Annotated in this window: 15 protein-coding genes and 1 pseudogene; 11 read left to right on the top strand and 5 right to left on the bottom strand. The window is 62.2% G+C overall.

The annotated features are described in order from the left end of the window. Positions 1 to 70: 70 nt before the first annotated feature. The 3 genes from U0O11_RS09270 to U0O11_RS09280 all read left to right on the top strand — a co-directional run bounded on the left by U0O11_RS09270 (position 71) and on the right by U0O11_RS09280 (position 4,826). The gene (locus U0O11_RS09270) at positions 71 to 1,798 is read left to right on the top strand and encodes a thiamine pyrophosphate-binding protein (protein ID WP_324689557.1); all 1,728 of its coding nucleotides are present in this window, start codon (positions 71 to 73) and stop codon (positions 1,796 to 1,798) included. Between the two features lie 140 nt (positions 1,799 to 1,938). Continuing rightward, complete coding sequence (locus U0O11_RS09275) at positions 1,939 to 3,309, top strand: Zn-dependent hydrolase (RefSeq protein ID WP_107334686.1); 1,371 nt, start codon at positions 1,939 to 1,941, stop codon at positions 3,307 to 3,309. Then, entirely contained in the window at positions 3,306 to 4,826 is a 1,521-nt protein-coding gene (locus U0O11_RS09280) for an aldehyde dehydrogenase (RefSeq protein ID WP_303568107.1), read from the top strand. The genes U0O11_RS09275 and U0O11_RS09280 overlap by 4 nt, the downstream gene beginning before the upstream one ends. A 109-nt stretch (positions 4,827 to 4,935) precedes the next feature. Here U0O11_RS09280 and U0O11_RS09285 read toward each other — a convergent pair whose 3' ends face one another. Continuing rightward, the gene (locus U0O11_RS09285; protein ID WP_324689561.1) at positions 4,936 to 6,078 is read right to left on the bottom strand and encodes a LysR family transcriptional regulator; all 1,143 of its coding nucleotides are present in this window, start codon (positions 6,076 to 6,078) and stop codon (positions 4,936 to 4,938) included. Positions 6,079 to 6,265: 187 nt separating this feature from the next. Between U0O11_RS09285 and U0O11_RS09290 the strand changes: the two genes are divergently transcribed. The 6 genes from U0O11_RS09290 to U0O11_RS09315 all read left to right on the top strand — a co-directional run bounded on the left by U0O11_RS09290 (position 6,266) and on the right by U0O11_RS09315 (position 11,867). Next, positions 6,266 to 7,693 carry a sodium:solute symporter family protein gene (locus tag U0O11_RS09290; RefSeq protein WP_324689562.1) on the top strand — a complete coding sequence of 476 codons (1,428 nt, stop codon included), beginning with the start codon at positions 6,266 to 6,268 and terminating at the stop codon, positions 7,691 to 7,693. A 185-nt stretch (positions 7,694 to 7,878) separates the two neighbouring features. Then, complete coding sequence (locus tag U0O11_RS09295) at positions 7,879 to 8,196, top strand: hypothetical protein (RefSeq protein ID WP_324689563.1); 318 nt, start codon at positions 7,879 to 7,881, stop codon at positions 8,194 to 8,196. A 162-nt stretch (positions 8,197 to 8,358) separates the two neighbouring features. Further along, a complete protein-coding gene (dctP, locus tag U0O11_RS09300) occupies positions 8,359 to 9,348 on the top strand; it encodes a TRAP transporter substrate-binding protein DctP (RefSeq protein WP_043334967.1) in 990 nt (329 codons plus the stop codon). A 10-nt stretch (positions 9,349 to 9,358) separates the two neighbouring features. Further along, positions 9,359 to 9,868 carry a TRAP transporter small permease gene (locus U0O11_RS09305; protein WP_324689567.1) on the top strand — a complete coding sequence of 170 codons (510 nt, stop codon included), beginning with the start codon at positions 9,359 to 9,361 and terminating at the stop codon, positions 9,866 to 9,868. Positions 9,869 to 9,871: 3 nt separating this feature from the next. Further along, positions 9,872 to 11,176, top strand: a complete 1,305-nt coding sequence (locus U0O11_RS09310; RefSeq protein WP_054556964.1) for a TRAP transporter large permease — start codon at positions 9,872 to 9,874, stop codon at positions 11,174 to 11,176. Positions 11,177 to 11,198: 22 nt separating this feature from the next. Next, positions 11,199 to 11,867 (top strand): RraA family protein, encoded by a 669-nt coding sequence (locus U0O11_RS09315; RefSeq protein WP_043334961.1) that lies wholly within the window; start codon positions 11,199 to 11,201, stop codon positions 11,865 to 11,867. A 162-nt stretch (positions 11,868 to 12,029) separates the two neighbouring features. On the opposite strand, the gene U0O11_RS09320 is transcribed toward U0O11_RS09315, so the two are convergent. Next, positions 12,030 to 12,536, bottom strand: a complete 507-nt coding sequence (locus tag U0O11_RS09320) for an OsmC family protein (protein WP_324689570.1) — start codon at positions 12,534 to 12,536, stop codon at positions 12,030 to 12,032. A 157-nt stretch (positions 12,537 to 12,693) separates the two neighbouring features. On the opposite strand from U0O11_RS09320, the gene U0O11_RS09325 reads away from it, so the two are divergent. Both U0O11_RS09325 and U0O11_RS09330 read left to right on the top strand, forming a co-directional pair. After that, complete coding sequence (locus U0O11_RS09325; RefSeq protein WP_324689571.1) at positions 12,694 to 13,785, top strand: hypothetical protein; 1,092 nt, start codon at positions 12,694 to 12,696, stop codon at positions 13,783 to 13,785. 280 nt (positions 13,786 to 14,065) lie between these two features. Next, positions 14,066 to 15,163 (top strand): annotated as a pseudogene (locus U0O11_RS09330) (IS3 family transposase). A 64-nt stretch (positions 15,164 to 15,227) separates the two neighbouring features. Here the strand turns inward: U0O11_RS09330 and U0O11_RS17650 are convergent. The 3 genes from U0O11_RS17650 to tnpC form a co-directional block, all read right to left on the bottom strand. Continuing rightward, entirely contained in the window at positions 15,228 to 15,524 is a 297-nt protein-coding gene (locus tag U0O11_RS17650) for an IS3 family transposase (RefSeq protein WP_442872654.1), read from the bottom strand. A 44-nt stretch (positions 15,525 to 15,568) separates the two neighbouring features. Beyond that, positions 15,569 to 15,871, bottom strand: coding sequence for a transposase (locus U0O11_RS09335; RefSeq protein ID WP_324689572.1), 303 nt, complete (start codon positions 15,869 to 15,871; stop codon positions 15,569 to 15,571). 137 nt (positions 15,872 to 16,008) lie between these two features. Continuing rightward, positions 16,009 to 17,538, bottom strand: a complete 1,530-nt coding sequence (tnpC, locus tag U0O11_RS09340; protein ID WP_324689573.1) for an IS66 family transposase — start codon at positions 17,536 to 17,538, stop codon at positions 16,009 to 16,011. Positions 17,539 to 17,571: the final 33 nt, after the last annotated feature.

Raw genomic sequence — 17,571 nt, forward strand, 5'->3', positions numbered from 1 at the left:
CTTCAACACTAGCGGCGTCTCAACACCGATTTCTCAACACTGATTTCTCAACAACAACGAGAGCACTCCCATGACTCAGGCCACGAACACTTCCTCCGCTTCCACCCTGCCGCTGCGCAATGGCGGGCAGATCCTCGTCGACCAGATCCGGCTGCACGGCACCAAGCGTGTCTTCCTGGTGCCGGGCGAAAGCTACCTGCCGTGCATCGATGCGCTCAATGAGCATAAGGGCGCCATCGAGCCCATCGTCTGTCGCCAGGAAAGTGGTGCAGGCTACATGGCCGAAGCCTACGGCAAGCTGACCAACGAGCCGGGCGTATGTTTCGTTACCCGTGGCCCGGGCGCGACCAACGCTTCCATCGCCGTGCACACCGCCTATCAGGATTCCACGCCGATGATCCTGTTCATCGGTCAGGTCGGGGGCGACTTCATCGAGCGCGAAGCCTTCCAGGAAATCGATTACCGCCGCATGTTCGGCGAGATGACCAAGTGGGTCGCGCAGATCGACGACACCTCGCGCATTCCGGAATACATCGCGCGTGCCTATCAGGTGGCGCGCAGCGGCCGCCCGGGCCCGGTGGTGCTGGCGCTGCCCGAAGACACCCTGTGGGGCGAAGCCCAGGTCGCGGACGTCAAGCCGCACCCGCGTCTGGCCACCTACCCGGGTCAGCCGCAGCTGGATGAGCTCAAGCGCCTGCTTGCCAGCGCCGAGCGCCCCTTCCTGCTGGTCGGTGGCAGCGGCTGGACCCGCGATGCCCAGGTCGCGCTGGAAGGCTTCGCCGAGCGTTTCGATATCCCCACCGGTGTCGCCTGGCGCCGTCTGGAGTGCGTCGATGCCGAACTGCCGCAATTCGCCGGTCACGTCGGCATGGGCATGCATGACGCACTGCGCCAGCAGCTGGTCGAGAGTGATCTGGTGATCGCCGTCGGCACCCGTATCGGCGAAGCCACCAGCGAAGGCTACAGCTGGATCCAGTCGCCAGTGCCGACCCAGAAGCTGGTGCACATCTACGCAGACCCGGAAGAGCTGGGCCGAGTCTATCAGCCGACGCTGGCCATCAATACCGACGTCAACGGCTTTGCACTGGCGCTCTCCACCCTGTCACCGGATAGCGCGCCGCGCTGGTCCGGCATTACCCGCGAGGCACGCGCCGCCTATCTGGCCACACTGGAAGAGCAGCCGTCGCCGGGCCCGCTGAGCCTGGACAAGGTCAGCCTGACCGTCGATCGCATTCTCGATGGCAAGGGCTGCATCAGCGTCGGCGCCGGCAACTATGCGCTCTACGCCCACCGCTACGTGCGCTTCCGTGGCCTGGGCAGCTCGCTGGCCCCGACCGTCGGTTCCATGGGTTACGGCCTGCCCGCCGCCATCTCCAGCAAGCTGGAATTCCCGGAACGCCCCGCCGTCTGCTACGCCGGTGATGGCTGCTTCCAGATGAACCTGCAGGAACTGGGCGTGGCACTGCAGTACCGCCTCGGCGTCGTGGTGCTGGTGTTCAACAACGGCATGTGGGGCACCATCCGCGCCCACCAGGAAAACGACTTCCCGGGCCGCGAGATCGCGCTGACCTTCACCAACCCGGACTTCGCGGCGCTAGTCACCGCCTACGGCGGCCTGGGTCAGGTCGTGGAGAAGGACGAGGACTTCGAGGAAAGCTTCAAGCGCGCCCTGGAATTCGCCGACCGCGAGCGTCTGCCGGCCCTGATCGAGCTGCGCTATGACCCGGACGGCATCGCCCCGGGCAAGCTGCTGAGCGGCATCCGTGAAGATGCCCTCACGCGCAACGCGGCCGAGTAAGTCACAGTGAGGCGCTCCTTCCCGCCTTCGGACGACCTTCCCGTCGCCCGAAGGCGGGAAGGTCGCCAGTCAGAACAGTTGAACCGTCAGAACAGTTGAACCATGCCGCCAGAGCGCGACGACAGGAGTCATACAACAACATGTCCACTACCACTACCCCTTCAGCTCCCTCTGCCAATACCGAACAGACCCAGCAGATTCTGGATAGCCTCGCCCTGCGCGTCGATGGCAAGCGCCTGTGGGACGCGCTGATGACATTGGCCGAGATCGGCGCGACGCCCAAGGGCGGCAACTGCCGTCTGGCCCTGACCGAAGAAGACCGCGCCGGCCGCGAGCTGGTCACCGGCTGGCTCGAGGCCGCTGGCCTGACACTGCGCGTCGACGAGATCGGCAACATCTTCGCCCGTCGCCCGGGGCGCAATGACAGCCTGCCGCCGGTCGCCACCGGCAGCCACATCGACACCCAGCCCACCGGCGGCAAGTTCGACGGTTGCTACGGCGTGCTGGCCGGCCTGGAAGTCATGCGCGTGCTGGATGAGCGCGGCATCGAGACCGAAGCCCCGCTGGAAGTGGTGATCTGGACCAACGAGGAAGGCAGCCGCTTCGTGCCGGTGATGATGGGGTCCGGCGTGCATGCGGGCTTGATCCCGCTTGAGAAGGCCCTGGCCGCCACCGACCGTGACGGCGACAGCGTTGCCGCGTCACTGGCGCGCACCGGCTATGCCGGCGACGTGCCGGTGGGCAGCCATGATTTCGGCGCCTATTTCGAGGCGCATATCGAGCAGGGCCCGGTGCTGGAGCAGGAAGAGATCACCATCGGCGCCGTCACCGGCTCGCTGGGTCTGCACTGGTTTGACGTGGTGGTCAGCGGTCAGGAAGCCCACGCCGGCCCGACGCCGATGCCCTACCGCCGCGATGCGCTCAAGACCGCCTGCGCGCTGGTCAGTGACATCCTGACGCTGGCCGATGCCTACCAGCCCAACGGTCGCGTCACCTGTGGCGAATTCAATGTGCATCCCAACTCGCGCAACGTGATTCCGGGCCAGGTGCGCTTCAGCGTCGACCTGCGTCATCTGGAACCGGCAGTGCTCGCCGAGATGCACGACCAGCTCAAGGCGCTGTGCCTCAAGCATCACGCCGCCAACCAGAGCGACAAGCAACGCGTGGACATCGAGCTGATCGAGGTCCAGCACATTCCGCCGACGCCCTTCGCGCCGGAACTGATCGAGATGGTGCGCAGCGCAAGTCAAGAGCTGGAACTCAGCTACCGCGACATGGAAACCGGCGCCGGTCACGACGCCGTGCAGATCGCCGGCATCAATCCGGTGGCGATGATCTTCGTGCCCTGCGAAGACGGCATCAGCCACAACGAGAGCGAGAACGCCGAACCGTCCGATCTCGAGGATGGCGCCAACGTCCTGCTGCTGGCGATGCTCAAGCGTGCCGGCATCGTCAGCACCAACACTGACGACGCCAATGCGACCCACAACACCGCGGAGAACGCCCAATGAGCACTGCCACATCCGCCCCGCTGACGCATGCCGACTGGCAGCAACGCGCCGCCGCGCTGACCTTCGAGACGCGTGCCTTCATTGATGGCGCCTATACCGAAAGCACCGGCTGCGACACCTTCCCGGCCTGGAATCCGGCCACCGGCGAAGTGCTGGCGCATATCACCGCCTGCACCGAGCAGGACATCGACCGCGCCGTGATGGCCGCGCGTCGCGCCTTCGAATCCGGTGTCTGGTCGCGTCAGTCCCCCCAGGCCCGCAAGGCCGTGCTGCAACGCTTTGCCCAGCTGATCAGCGACAATGCCGAAGAACTGGCCCTGCTGCAGACGCTGGAAATGGGCAAGCCGATCGGCGACAGCCTGGGCTTTGATCTGGCGGAAACCGCGCGCTCGGTAGCCTGGTACGCCGAGGCCATCGACAAGCATTACGACGAGATCGCGCCCACCGGCGAGAACGTGCACGCCACCATCACCCGTGAAGCGCTGGGTGTGGTCGCGGCGGTGGTGCCGTGGAACTTCCCGCTGATGATCGCTTCCTGGAAGTTCGCGCCAGCGCTGGCGCTGGGCAACAGCGTGGTGCTCAAGCCGGCCGAAGCCTCAAGCCTGAGTGCGCTGCGTCTGGCGGCACTGGCCGATGAAGCCGGCATTCCGGCGGGCGTGTTCAACGTCACGCCGGGCCTGGGCGCGGTGGCGGGTCAGGCGCTCGGCCTGCACATGGAAGTCGATGCGCTGGCCTTCACCGGCTCCACCGCTACCGGCAAGCGCTTCATGCGCTACGCCAGCGACTCCAACCTCAAGCGTGTGTGGCTAGAGTGTGGCGGCAAGTCGCCGCATATCGTGTTCGCGGATTGCCCGGACCTGGACCAGGCCGCGCGCGCCGCCGCCGATGCCATCTTCATCAATCAGGGCGAAGTCTGCATCGCCGGTTCGCGCCTGTATGTCGATGAGGCCATCTTCGATGACTTCATGCCGCGCCTGATCGCCTGCGCCCGCGCCATGCCGGCCGGTGATCCGCTCGACCCGGCCACGCGCATGGGCGCACTGGTCAGCGCGGACCACCACGAGAAGGTGCTCGGCTTCGTCGAGACGGCGCTCTCGGAAGGCATGACGCTGCACCAGGGCGGCCAGGCGATCGCGCCCAGCGACGCCACCGCCGGCGGCTGGTATCTGGAGCCGACCATCGTGGAAGGCGGCCAGAACAGCACCGTGATGCGCGAGGAAATCTTCGGCCCGGTGCTCGGCGTGACCCGCTTCAGCGGCGAGGAAGAGGCCATCGAACTGGCCAATGATTCCATCTACGGGCTGGGTGCTGGTCTGTGGACCCGCGATCTGGCGCGTGCCCATCGTGTCTCGCGGCGTCTCAAGGCGGGTCTGGTGTGGGTCAACTGCTACGCCGATGGCGACATCAGCGTGCCCTTCGGTGGCGTCAAGCAGTCCGGTTTCGGGCGTGACAAGTCACTGCACGCGCTGGACAAGTACTCCGACCTGAAGACCACCTGGATCAATCTCGCCTACTGAGGCCAGTGACGACCCACCCACCCACGGCACCGCTGCCATCCGATGTTGCAGGATGGCAGCGGTGCCGTGGGTGGTAGTCGAGAAATGGGGCTAGAAACTGAAATTCGGTCTAGACGGTTTCGCCCTCGCCCTCATTCTCGTCGGACATGGGCTGGGCCGCACCCGGCTGGGCCGCACCCGGCTGGGCCGCAGACGGCTGGGCTGCATTCAGCCGTTCAGCATCAGGATCAGCATGCACGGCGGCAAGCGGGTCGCGACTGGCCGGCACGCCGTCGGCTGCGGTAGAGGCCGCGGCGGGCTGCATTTCCAGCCCGCGATGCAGACGCTCTTCCAGCGGCACCTTGGCCAGCGCGTTGTGCATGAAGTTGACGAAGGTGGATTCGGCGGCACTGAAACGCGCCTCGCGGTGCCACATCAGGTGCAGGTCGATATCGGCCACGCCACCGTAGGGCGGCAGGGGCCACAACTCTCCTTCCGCGACTTCACGGCGCACGATGTGCTCGGGCATGCAGCCGATGCCCCAACCGGCCAGCACCATGCGGCGGATTTCCTGCAGGCTGCTGGACTGACCGATCACCGGACCCTGCACGCCTTCGCGGGCACGGAACATCGCCAGCGGTGACAGCACGCCATCGAGCTGCTCACTGCCAAAGGAGACATAGCGTTCATTGCGCAGCGCATCCATCGGCAGGTTCTGCTGACCGAACAACGGATGCATGCGACCACAGAAGTAACGGTAATTCTGGCGCGCCAGCACCTGGGACATCAGCTGTTCAGGCGTCTGCTGGGCCAGACAGATACCCAAGGCCCCCTGGCGCTGCAGCAGGCCCTGCTGCACCTCGTGACTGGACATTTCCTGGATCGAGAAGGTGACCTGGGGGAAACAGCGGTGAAAGCGTGCGAACACGCTATCAAGGAAACGGCATTCAATGCCGGTGATGAACAGGAGCGAGACATGTCCGGAAATCTCCGTATGACTATTGCCCACCTCAGAGGCGAGACGCGCCACATTGGCGTAGATCTCCACCGCCTCGCGATAGACCACCTGCCCCGCCCCGGTCACGCGAAAACTGTGACTGTCCCGTTCGATAAGACGCTGTCCCAGGCGCTCTTCCAGGCGCTTGAGTGACAGACTCACCGCTGGCTGTGACAGGTAGAGACGCGCCGCGGCCCGACTGACGCTTTCCTCCTGGACGATGACGATGAATGTTCTCAGCAGGTTCCAGTCCAGCGTGTCATGTATGGGTCGCATGGCGATTGTTCCTGTCCCGAAAGTGGCGCGACCGGCAAGAGCGCAATGAAAAGCTCTCCCGGTGGTACGCCAGATGGTAATAAAGTCAGCACCGCGTCACCAACGTCTGCCCTCGAGTGATATATTCCCCCTCGCTCAAGACACTAATGACGATCAATACAATATCAATAAAGCGGAAAACACGACGATGTTCGATACCCGAGAAACCTTCATTCTCTCGATCATGATCATAGCATGTGGCGTATTTCTGATGGGGCTTTCGCTCTATTTCTTCCGCCGCATCAAGACCTATGATGATTACAATGTCGCAGGCCGTTCCACCTCGACCTTCCCGCTGATCTGTACGCTGATCGGTACCGCCGTCGGCGGTTCGACCCTGCTGGGCTTCGTCTCCAAGGGCTACACCTTCGGCATGGGCCAGCTGTGGCTGCCGGTGGGCATGACCTTCGCGGGCATTGCGCTGTACTTCTTCATCGGCAAGATCCACGCCGAAGGCGAGCGCCTCAACATGGTGACCCTGGCCGACTTCCTGGTCAGTCGCTTTGGCGAAGGCGTCAGGGTGCCGACGCTGCTCAGCATCCTGTGTGCCTACGCGGCCATCACCGGCATGCAGTTCGTGGCCGTGGCCACGGTGCTCAAGCTGGTGTTCGGCCTGGCACTGCCGGTGGGCATCCTGCTGACCTGGGCACTGCTGACCGCCAAGACATGGCTGGGCGGCCTGATGGCGGTCATCTGGTCAGATGCCATCCTGGGCACCCTGCAGACCCTGGGCATCTTCTTCCTGCTGGTCACCGTCTACTACGCCAGCGGCAGCTGGGAATTCATCAGTGCGGCACCGATGCCCGAAGGCAACCCTGACTTCCTGAGCCTGACCGGCATTTCCGGCCATGAACTGGCGGTCTACATGCTGACCATCGGCGCCTATCAGTTCGTGCGCCAGGACCTGTGGCAGCGCTTCTGGGCCGCGCGCAGCCTCAAGGCGGCACGTACCGGCTACGCCGTCGCCATCGTCTTCACGCTGCTGGTCGGCGGTGCCGTGGTCCTGATCGGTGCCTTCGCCAAGCTGGGGCTGGATATCGCGGTCGCCAATCCGGACCTGTCCTTCTACGCCATCATCAAGGCCACCCTGCCGTTGCCGCTGATGGTCAGCATGGTCGTCGTGCTGCTGGCGACCATCATCTCGTGCGCGGATTCGTTCTTCATCGCCGGTGCGTCCTCCATCGCCAACGACATCATCAAGCCGCGCATGAAGGGCCGCGATGATGCCTTCATGCTGCGCATGAGCCGTCACTCGGTGGTCGCCATGTCCTTGATTTCGCTGGGCCTGGCGCTCTATGCACCGCGTCTGCTCGATATCTGGATTCTCGGCAGCGCGATGCTGGTCTGCGGTGTGCTGGTGCCGACGGTGGTCGCGCTGTGCCGTCGCACGCCAGACCCGCGTGGCGGGGTGATCATGATGTGGGGCGGGCTGGCTACCGCCGTGCTGTGGCAGGTGCTGGGCCATCCCTTCGGCCTGCACCCGGTGATGATCGGTCTGCCGGTCTCGCTGGCGCTGATGCCGCTGGCGCTGCGCAAGTCGAGCCTAGGCCTCTCGACCGAGTCCGCGGCGCGCTGACTGACTGAGCTGACTAGCCGAGCTGACTTGGCGCACTGATTGGCCGAGCTGACTTGGCGCACTGATTGGCCGAGCTGACTGACTGAGAGAACAGTTGCGCTCGGTGCTTATCAAGTAGTGATGCACCACCCGAAAGCCCCCATTGCCGATGACCTCTTGAGAGCATCGACAACGGGGGCTTTCCCGTGGTCAGGATCAATCGCTCTGCGGGTTTCCTGCTCGCCACTCTGATAGCCATTCTGCTCGCTACTCTGATAGCCATTCTGCTGGCCACCATGATGGCTATTCTTTTGACCATTCTGCTGACCGAGCAGATGGCTTCAGGCAGGTTTTTCGTGAGCGACTGCCCACTATCCTTGCGACGACTTGCCTGCCTTTTCTGCCATCAATCGGCAAATTTCTCATCGGAATCCCCGCATGTTGTCACCGCACAATACACACATATTTTCTTACATAAATTTGGCAAATACTGCGTATTGAAATTTGAAAGCCCAAAAGGCTGATGATTCGTTGACCGCGAAGGGAGGGCCTCATAGATTGAAGGCGTACCATCACAACAAGAAGCAGGGACAGGTACCGCATGCATCTCCCGGACGCAGCATCATGGTCACGAGAAGTCCCGCATGCACTGCCCCGCTCACAATAACGATAACGTGGATACTGCTATGAAAACCCTCAAGCCCGCTCTGTTGCTCCCGCTGCTCGCTCTCCTCCCGGCCACCCAGTCCATGGCCACCGAATTGCGCATGCTGTCCAGTTACGACCAGACCACTGCCTACTCCCGCGAGATTGCCCAGCGCTTCATCAAGGAAGTCGAAGCCAACAAGGCCGCCGACCTCACCATCAAGCTGACCGGCCCGGATGTGGTGCCGCCCTTCGAGCAGCTGCAGCCTGTTGCGGCCGGTGTCTTCCAGCTGCTGTATACCCACGCCGCTTACCACACCAACACCACCGGCGTCGGCGCCGCGATGGATGGCGTGGCGGTGAATCCGGAACAGACGCGTGAATCCGGCCTGTGGGACATGGTCGATGAGCACTACAACGGCCTGGGCCTCAAGCTGATCGCGATTCCGCCGCTGGGCAGCCACGGCTTCCAGTACGTGCTGAAGGAGCCGATCACCGGTACGCCGGGTCTGGATGGCCGTCGTCTGCGCGGCAGCCCCACCTATACCAACGTCACCAAGGGCCTGGGCGGTACGCCGGTGCTGATGTCCAGTGGCGATGTCTATTCCGCGATGGACCGTGGCGTGATCGACGGCGCGGCCTGGGGCCTGAATGGCGTCAAGGACATGGGCTGGCAGGAAGTCGCCGGCTACTACTCCAAGCCGACCTTCGGTCAGACCTACAACTTCGTGCTGATGAACCTGAACGCCTTCAACACCCTGTCGCCGGAACAGCAGCAAGTGCTGCTCGACGAAGGGCGTGAGCTGGAAACCGAGATCGTCCCGATCCTGGATGAGCTGGCAGTCGAAGAGTGGAAGGCGCTGGACGAAGCCGGCATGCAGCCTACCGAATTCGCACCGGAAGACGCCGAGCGTCTGGATGCCCTCGTCACCGACGGTATCTGGCAGCTGGGCATCGACAAGACCCCGGACACGGTGACCGCCATGCGTGAACTGGCGATCGAGAAGAACCTGACCACCGTCAGCGAGTAAGGAATCCACCATGCTAACCCTGCTTGCACGTGTGCATGACGGCGTGACGCGAGCAGGCTTCCTTCTGGGCGGTGTCACCTTGTGTGGCATCGTCCTGTGCTTCTGGCTGGAAGTCATCGCGCGCTACTTCTTCAACTCACCCACCCTGTGGTCCGGCGCGATGGTGGCTTACCTGCTATGCCTCTCGATTTCGCTGGCAACGCCGGAACTGGCACGCACCCATGGCCATATCGCCATCACCGTGCTGCCGGAGCGCCTCGGCCCTGCCGCGCGCGCCTTCTATGATCGTCTCCTCGCCCTGGTGACCGGCGCCGTCTGCGCCGTGGCCGGTTGGATCTGCGTGCAGGAAAGCCTGCGTCAGTTCAATTACCACACCACCACCGCCATGGGCCTCGACATTCCCAAGTACTGGGTCTCCAGCTTCATCGCCTACGCGATGATCAGCGCCGCCCTGTACTTCCTGCGCCACGCCTTCACCCGCGCGATGCCCCCGGCTACCGCCGCCAGAAAAGGACCCTGAGTCATGGAATGGTATACCTCTCTGGGCCTGGCCATCGCCTTGCTGATGGGCCTGTTTGCCCTCGGCATTCCCGTTTTCGCCGCCTTCCTGACCATCAACGTGCTCGGCACGCTGTGGTTGATGGGCACCGCCGGTTTTGGCATGTTCGCCAACAGTGTCTACGACAGCATGACCTCGGAGACGCTGACCACCATCGCGCTGTTCGTACTGATGGGGGAGCTGCTGTTCCGCTCCGGCTCCATCGATGTGATCTTCGACTCGCTGGATGCCCTGATGGGCCGCATGAAGGGTCGCCTCTACTTCTTCGTCGTCGCCCTCTCGACGCTGTTCGGTGCCCTGTCCGGCTCGGCGCTGGCCGTGACCGCCATGCTCAGCCGCTCGGCGCTGCCGACCATGCAGGAGCGCGGCTATGACGACAGGCTCTCCATCGGCCTGATTCTGGGCGGGGCGAGTCTCGCGCCGATCATCCCGCCGAGTCTGTTGGTGATCATCATCGGCTCGATGGTGGATGTCTCCATCGCGCGCCTGCTGATCGCGGGTATCCTGCCCGGCATCCTGCTGGCCGCCCTGTTCATCCTCTATGTGAAGGTGCGCATCACGCTGGACCCGCGCCGCGCGCCGCCCGTCGATGAAAGCGGCGGCGGCACGGCCCAGGAAAAGCGCCGCGCCGTGATCAACATGCTGCCGTTCACCATCATCATCTTCGCCGTGCTCGGCCTGATTCTGCTCGGCATCGCCACGCCGTCCGAATCCGCCGCCACCGGTGTGCTGGGCTCGCTGGTGGTTGCGGCCTACTACCGCAAGTTCTCGTTCAAGATGGCCGGCGAGGCGGTGATGTCCTCGCTCAAGGTCAGCACCATGATCATCCTGATCCTGGCGTGTTCGAAGCTGTTCTCGCAGCTGTTGAGCTTCACCGGCGCCACCAGCGGTCTGGTGAGCAGCGTGACCGGGCTGGATCTCGATCCGGTGTGGATGCTGCTGATCCTGATGCTGATTCCGCTGATCGCCTGCATGTTCATCGACCAGATCGCCTTCATGATGGTGGTGATTCCCATCTACGCGCCGCTGGTCAAGCTGTATGGCTTTGATCCGGTGTGGTTCTGGACACTGTTCCTGATCAACATCTCGGTGGGCAGTCTGACCCCGCCCTTCGGCTACAACCTGTTCGCGGTGAAAGGCGCCGCCCCGGCGACGCCGATGCAGACCATCTACGCCGCGGCCTGGCCGATCGTCATCTGCTTCCTGTTCGCGATGCTGATGCTCTACTGGGCCCCGTGGCTGACGACCTTCCTGCCCAGCCTGATCTGACCGACCACGACGAGAGACTTCCATGTACCAACTCAATGACATGCCAGCGCAGGTCGCGCCTGAACGGCTGGAACAGCTCCGCCAGTGCGAGACGGCCACCATCGGCCACTTCCACACCCACGGCTTCGTCGAACCGGCGATTGCCAGCATGCTGCCCGAGGTGCGCATCGCCGGCACCGCCGTCACCGTCTCGCTGCCGCCGGAAGATGGCACCCTGCTCAACCACCTGATGCGCCTGGTGCGCCCGGGCGATGTGCTGATCGTGCATCGTCAGGGCGATCGCCACCGCGCCTGCTGGGGCGGCGTGATGACGGAAGTCGCCTCGCGCCTCGGCGTGGCGGGTGTGGTGATCGACGGCATGGCCACCGATGCGCTGACCATTCGCGACAAGCAGTTCCCGGTCTGGAGTCGCGGTGTCGCCTCGCTGACCACCCGCTTCGCCGGTATCGGCGGCGCGCTCAACGTGCCGGTCAGCATCGGCGGTGTCGTCGTCAATCCGGGCGATGCCATCCTCGCCGATGAAAGCGGCGTCATCGTCATGGCGCCCGAGGAAGTCTCGGCCATCGCCAGCCACGCCATCGAGGTTCAAGAAGCCGAAGAAGTGCTGCTGGCGAAGATTGCCGACGGCGCCTGCCTGCCGGACCTCACCGGCTCCAGCAAGCTGATCGAGGAAGTGAATGCACGCGGTTGATTCACCCTCCTGATTCGCCCGCGAGACGCTGTTTCTTTGGAAAGACGCTGACTCTTTAGGATGCTGAAACCAAAAAGGCCACCAGAGCAATCTGGTGGCCTTTTTGGTTTCTGACAGGGTCTGTATGACACGGTCAGTCCGACGCGGGCTGAGGACTGCCCATCACTGATGGGTGATCACCGCCTCACAGCTGACCGGAAAATTCAGCGAATTGGCGATGAAGCACAGCGCATGCGCTCGATGGTGCAACTCATGGGCGAGCGCGATATCGTCACCGGCGGCCAGCGTGATCTCGGGGCGCAGCACGATGGAGGTGAAGCGTCCCGCCTCCCCCTGGCTCTCTGTCTGAGTCTTGTCATCGGCAGCGGGCGCGCCTTCCTGCATCGTGCCCTCGGCGTGGTCGTGATAGCTCATGACACGAATGCCGGCCTCAGCACACAGGTGCAGATACCACAGCTTGTGGCAGGCCGAGACGGAGGCCACCAGCATGTCTTCCGGATTCCAGCGGCCAGCGTCGCCCCGAAAGGCGGGGTCGGCGGAGCCTGCCAGGCTCGGCTTGCCACTGACGCGGGCCACGAAATCACGCTCATAAGCGGTGTAATGGCGGGTGCCATCACCGCGATTGCCGGTCCACTCAAGTTCAACCGAATACTGGTGTCGTCTGGACATCGTTGTCTGCTGCTCTCTGAAGGGAAACCGCGTGCGTCGCATGACGCGCAGTCTGATACTTCTGCCTGATTAGGCAACTGAACAGCGTCAGCACGCAAGAAGTCACCGTAGGCCGATGATAGGATTGAATCGATCGCACTCTGACAGGATGTCACGCATGGCGTTTGCCGTAACACGCTCCTTTGGGGCAATTCCCGGGCTGGCTGCCGCCGCCCTGACGCTTGGACTGGGCCTGAGCTTATGTCTCATCACCCTCGGTGCCTCGGCACGCGCCGAAGCCGCACAGTTTCGCCCCACGCCCAAGGTCATCAATACGCTGAGCAGTACCTACGGCTTCGTCATCGCCCAGGACATCACGCTGTCACGCATCGCCGACGAGTATCCCGGCCTCGCGCCGGATGCGGAACTGGCCTCCGCCTACTTCAAGAATGCCTTCCCGAACATCACACATCGTCTGGCGGAAAACCTCGCCACCCTGATGGGCAAGGACCACGCACGCGAAGTGCTGGATGGCATTCGCCGTCAGATAAAGAAGGAACTGGATTCCCAGCTGACCACCGACAAGCTGACCAGCGACTTCGCGGCCCGCTTCATCGAGGCCATTCATCTGCGCGCCCAGGGGGAATACCTGCCCTCGCCGTTCAAGGAATTCCTGCTGGCGACCAAGTATCAGATCGAGCCGGTGTACGAGCTGTACGACGGCTATTTCCAGGAATTCCACACCAAGGGCCACGCCAAGTCACAGGGCATCAACCTGGCGCTGCATCTGCCCGCCTCGTGGTCTGCCGCCGAGGGTCGCCTGCCGCATATCGTGCAGAAATGGCAGAGTCAGGCGGGCACCGGCACCGACATGATCATCCTCGAGATCTATGACCTGCATGGCGACACCGTCAGCGACGCGCAGCTCAAGGTAATGGCCGCCACGGATCAACTGGCGCAATGGGCGCCCATCAACAGCCAGATGCTCGACTCCGGCCTGACCCGAGTGGATCACCGTCAGGTCTACTGGTTCGATATCGCCATGACACAGCGACACCAGGGCACGCCCATCACCTCGCAGACCCGCGAATACGGCCTCTTCCTCGACGACAAGCTGATCCGCCTGCACTGCACCAGCTACCACCCCACCGCCGACGGCACCACCTACGCCAAAGCCAAGACAGACCTCGCCGTCGATGACGGCTTCAGCGAGATCAAGCCGTTATGTGAAGGGGTGATGGGGAGTTTGGTGGTGATGGTGAGTGAATAGCCAAGCACATGGTTTTCTCTAGAGAGTAATCTTGCCCAGTGACAGTGGACACCCTATTTAGGAAGTACACTGAACGAGGTAACCCATGGCAAGGCAATCAGCGTCGGTGAAGAAGACTCGTAACCGTTATTCCCAAGCCTACAAGGATGAGGCTTTGGCACTCACCGACCGCATTGGCATCAGTGCCGCCTGAAGTGGACCCCGGAATTCGGACCAGGCGCTAAGCTCTGATCAGACCCACTAGGAGAGCTTGATCATGAGCAGGAAACGTCGATAGTACATCAGTGAGTTCAAAGCCTAGGTAACTCTCGCCGCCCTCAAGGGGGAACAGACCATGTCGGAGATCGCGGCCCGCTTCGAGATCCACCCAACCATGGTGAGTCAGTGGAAACGCGAACTGCTGGACAGCGCCGCCGGCGTCTTCGAGAACAAGAGTCCCGGTGAAGCCTCCCAGAAGACCTAGGATGAGATCGATACGCTCTACCGCGAGATCGGCAAGCTAAGGGTAGAACGGTTTTTTTGTCACGCAGACCCGGTCGTTGAGCCGGGCCCAGCGCCTAGCACTGGTCGAGCCGCAGGCGTCCGACATCAGCCTCCGACGTCGGTGCCAGCCACTCGGTATCAGTCGCTCCTCAATGTACTATCAGCGCAAGGCGCTACGGGCCTATGACCTGGACCTGATCGACGCGTAACACCTGCGCACACCGGCCTATGGCTCACGACGGATGTCAGCCTATCTCAATTGTCTGGGATACGCGGTGAACCGCAAGCGCGTTCAGCGATTGATGCGCGAAATGGGCCTACGGGCTATTTATCCGAAGCCATGCTTCTGCCGGGCATGGGATATCGGATCTATCCTTACTTTCTGCGGGGGCGGGGCATCGATCGTCCCAATCAAGTGTGAGCGACCGATATCACCTACATTCCCTTGGCACGCGGGTTCATGCACCTGGTGGCCATCATGGACTAGCATAGCCGTCGCGTATTGGCCTGGCGGGTCTCCAACACCCTGGATACAGACTTCTGTGTCGATGCTTTGGAGGAAGTCCTGGTATGCTATGGAAAGCCCGAGATAGTCAATACAGATCAAGGCTGTCAGTTCACCAGCCAAGCGTTCACCGAAGTTTTGGAAGCCCACGATCTCCGGGTCAGCATGGACGGCAAGGGGTGTTATCAGGACAACATTTTCGTAGAACGATTCTGGCGCAGCGGGAAGTACGAGTGCGTTTACCTGAAGGCTTTCAAGAGTGGCGCCCACTTGCGAAGGGATCTGAAGCGTTACTTCGCTTGGTACATCAAGAAGCGGCCCCACCAAGGGCTGGACGATGCCACACCCGATGAAGTGTACTTCTCTCAACCACTGACCCAGGCGGCCTAACGCCGATGATGATCCGGTCCGAGCTTGGACGACTTGTCAGGTGGTCCAAAGGATGGGGTCCACTTCACTCCCGATCAAGAACATTCAGAATATCCGTGTGTGGCTGACGAGCCTTCTTGTAGGTGTGGCTTGGCGGCTGTGAGCTCATCAGCCCCAACTGCTTCATCCGCCTGCTGGCCCGATAACGGCTCAACTGTGTTCCTGCCTGCGTGACCATTTTTGCGATGCTGCGAGCGCCGGCAGAGCCGTTACTGACGGTATGCGCCTCGACAACCTGATCCAGCAGTTTCTGCTCAGTCTCACAAGGCCTTCTATCCCGACCACGCCAAGCCCGGTAGCTACTGCGCTGCACCCCAAACACCTGACACAAGTGCTGCCCCGCACTGCTCTCTTCAAGTCGCTCAATTATCGAGAATTGCTCAGGGAGTCCGACATAAAGAGAGCGCTAGCCTTCTTTAATATTGCCTTCTCTCCTTCCACTCGCCGCAGCTTGCGCTTCATTTCCTGGATCTCACGCTGTTCCGGCGTCAGAACCTCACCTTTCAGCGGCGCCTTTCCTACCCGCTCAGCTCGAAGTCTGCTAACCCAATACTCCATGCCAACCCCCATGGCCTCACACGCCGCCTTCAGCGTGTAACCTAGATCGACCACGAGTTGAGCCGCTTCCAAGCGAAATTCCGGGCTAAACGTTCTCTTCTTCGTCATCATTTGCACCTGCTTGTCTCTGTGCGCCATCATAAACTCAAAGTCAGGTGGCCCGATTCACTATGCCACTACAATCATCAGTGGCGAAGACCTGATCGCTGGACTGAGGTAAGCGTTCGGGCATCACCGCTTGTGAGTGATCACGCAGTATGCTGCCAATGATGGGGCAGAAGTTCGTGCACTTGGCTAGCCTTTTGGGTCGGCAGCCTTTCCAGCACATTCTTCAGGTAGGTATAGGGCTCATGGCCGTTCAGCTTGGCACACTGAATGAGGCTCATGATGGTGGCAGCACGCTGGCCACTGCGCAGAGATCCGGCGAACAGCCAGTTTGAACGCCCCAGCGCCCAGGGGCGAATCAGGTTCTCCACCCGGTTGTTATCGATCGGCAACGCGCCGTCATCCAGGTAGCGCGTCAACGCCGTCCAGCGCTTCAGGCTGTAAGCCAACGCTTTCGCCGTCGCCGAACCATTCGGGACCTTCTCGCGATGCGCCAGCATCCAGCGATGTAGCGCATCGGCGATGGGCTTTGCTTTCGTCTCCCGCAGCCGTTGACGCTCTTCTGCACTGAGTGACTGTACCTCACGCTCCACCTGGTATAGCTGACCGATCAGTTCGATAGCCTGCCCGGCGATCTGGCTCTTGCCAGCGACGTGCAGATCGACAAATTTACGGCGGGCATGGGCCATGCAACCGATCTCGGTAACACCGTTGGCGAAGCTCTGCTTGTAGCCACTGTAGTCGTCACAGACCAGCTTGCCCCGCCACTTCCCGAGGAAGTCGCGGGCATGTTGTCCGCCACGTCCCTCGCTGAAGTCGTAGATTATGGCCTTCAACCCGGCATACGGGGTGGTGGCGTAGGCCCAGAGATAGGCGCGGTGCGTCTTCTTCTTGCCAGGGGCCAGCATCGGTACCGGCGTTTCGTCGGCATGCAGCACCGGCTCGTTGAGCAACACTTCACGCAGTGCATCGATCAGCGGCTGAAGTCGCACCCCGCAGGTGCCGACCCACTCGGCCAGGGTGGAGCGCGGAATCGCTACGCCGGCGCGGGCGAAGATCTGCTCCTGGCGATAGAGTGGCAGGTGATCAGCATATTTGGCGATCAGCACCTGGGCCAGCAAGCCGGCGGTGGGGATGCCCTTGTCAATGATCTGCGTCGGCATCGGTGCCTGGGTCAGTGTCTCGCATTGGTCGCAGACCCACTTGCCACGGATATGCCGCTCGACGTGGAACACGCCCGGCGTGTAATCCAACTTCTCACTGATTTCCTCGCCGATCCGCCTCAGCTGACAACCACACCGGCAGTGATCATTCTCCGGATCATGATGAATCTCGGTGCGCGGTAGCTCGGGAGGTAAGGGCGTGCGCTTGGGCGTCTTCCTTGCCACTGGCGTGGCAGCAGTGAGGTGGAGCTCTTCCAGCTCGGTCTCGATGGCAGCAATGTCGGCGTCCACCCCTTCCTCCAGCAGGCTGATCTGCAGGACATTGAGATGCTCGCTGCGCTTGCCGAAGGCGTGGCGCTTGAGCAATGCCATTTCATAGGTCAGCTTTTGATTGACCTGCTCGCTGTGGCGTAGCGCTTTCTCCTTTTCCTCCACCTGCGTCATCAGCGTTGCCGCCAAGTGGCGGAGCTGATCGGGAGAGAGTTGAGTCAAGTCGGGGGGCGTCGTCATTCCGCCAGTATGCCAGCCCGCCGAAGGCAGTGG

The organism is Cobetia sp. D5 (assembly GCF_035666195.1).
In the GTDB taxonomy this organism is placed as follows: Bacteria; Pseudomonadota; Gammaproteobacteria; order Pseudomonadales; family Halomonadaceae; genus Cobetia; species Cobetia amphilecti.